Source organism: Salmonella sp. SAL4457, assembly GCF_046548235.1.
Taxonomy (GTDB): Bacteria; Pseudomonadota; Gammaproteobacteria; order Enterobacterales; family Enterobacteriaceae; genus Salmonella; species Salmonella enterica.
Genome location: NZ_JBGDZO010000046.1, coordinates 1 through 500, shown reverse-complemented (window position 1 = coordinate 500; position 500 = coordinate 1). Strand labels below are relative to the sequence as shown.

The 500-nt window shown below is 66.0% G+C and carries 1 protein-coding gene; it reads right to left on the bottom strand.

Annotated elements, in window-relative coordinates:
• Positions 1-120: 120 nt before the first annotated feature.
• Positions 121-294 carry a DUF1427 family protein gene (locus ACLJNW_RS23135; RefSeq protein ID WP_003106572.1) on the bottom strand — a complete coding sequence of 58 codons (174 nt, stop codon included), beginning with the start codon at positions 292-294 and terminating at the stop codon, positions 121-123.
• Positions 295-500 lie beyond the last annotated feature (206 nt).

Here is a 500-nt window from a genome sequence, read left to right as displayed (position 1 = left end):
ACCCGCACCTCATCGGCGGCGGGAAGCGGGTCGGGCATGTCCACCAGCTCGAGGGCGGCGAGGTCGCCGGTACGGTCGAATTGCAGTGCTTTCATCGGGGGCTCCGTGTCGTCGCGGCGATCAGTGCAGCCACTGCTGCAGCAGGTCGCGGCCAAGGGGGAAAAGCTGTTCGCCGAGCTGCATGCCAAGCAGGCCGACCAGGGCGATGGCGGGGGGCGCCGGCGAGCGGAAGTCGAGGACGGCGTAGAGCGCGCCGACCAGCAGGCCGATGCCGAGGGAGATCAGGTAGTTCATGGCGGCTGACAGGGACGGTGAACGATGGTGCCAGTCTAGTTGGCCGAAAAAACATCTATCGGCCAATCGCTATCGAATACCGGTCAAGGCTGGAACGGCTGGTGATGCTCGGCCCTGTACTCGGTGGGAGAGACGCCCAGCTCGCGGCGGAACATGTCGCTGAAGGCGCTCGGCGTATATCCCAGGGCATGGGCGATGCCTGCCAC

Coding starts and splice junctions, on each gene's coding strand:
- ACLJNW_RS23135 (WP_003106572.1), bottom strand. CDS start 294: ATGAACTACCTGATCTCCCTCGGCATCGGCCTGCTGGTCGGCGCGCTC.